We start from the raw sequence: 781 nt of genomic DNA on the forward strand, positions 1-781 counted from the left end.
GGTCATGTATTGAATAGTTAGTTGATGTGATATGCTTTTAGCTTTTTTAGGTGAAGTATGGCTAAAGTTGACGTTTATTGCCGTTATTGTCTCAAATCAGAAAAAGTGAAAGGACATGGAAAAGGTAATGGGGGACATCCTCGTTATCGCTGCTATGACTGTTGCAAAGTCTTTCAGTTGGAATATACCTACCAAGCCTGTAAACCGGGCGTTAAAGAGCAAATTGTCGATATGGCAATGAATAATGGCGGCATTCGTGATACCGCACGTGTACTGAAAGTTGCCACCTCTACTGTCCTGAAAACACTAAAAAACTTACCCCCCGGAACGTGACTACGCTGCCCCTTGATGGAAATAACATTCAGCTTATCTGTGAAATAGATGAACAATGGTCGTTTGTAGGCAGCAAGAAGAACCAGCGCTGGCTTTGGTATGCTTGGGAACCCCGAATGAAACGAATAGTCGCGCATGTTTTTGGTGATCGCAGCAGGAAGACACTGGATAAACTGCTGGCATTACTGTCTCCTTTTAAAGTTCGATTTTATTGTACGGATGATTATGCGGTTTATGATTGTCTTTCAGAAGAAGAGCACTTAACAGGAAAAAGGTTTACCCAACGAATAGAAAGAACCAATCTCACCCATCGTATTCGCCTAAAAAGGCTGAATCGAAAGACGATTGGCTATTCCAAATCCGAAGAGATGCATGACAAGGTGATAGGGACGTTCATTGAGCGTGAAAACTACGTTTAATGAATGATCTAACTATTCAATACATGACC

The 781-nt window shown here is 41.6% G+C and carries 1 protein-coding gene; it reads left to right on the forward strand.

Annotated elements, in window-relative coordinates; genetic code table 11:
* The first annotated feature begins 57 nt into the window (after positions 1 to 57).
* Positions 58 to 752, forward strand: a protein-coding gene (locus tag AAC854_RS22795; RefSeq protein ID WP_340619083.1) for an IS1 family transposase whose coding sequence is annotated in 2 segments (ribosomal slippage) — positions 58 to 307 and positions 307 to 752 — 696 coding nt in all. Because the reading frame shifts where the segments join, the coding sequence is not laid out codon by codon here.
* Positions 753 to 781 lie beyond the last annotated feature (29 nt).

This window comes from Xenorhabdus entomophaga, from assembly GCF_037996725.1.
GTDB lineage: Bacteria > Pseudomonadota > Gammaproteobacteria > Enterobacterales > Enterobacteriaceae > Xenorhabdus > Xenorhabdus khoisanae.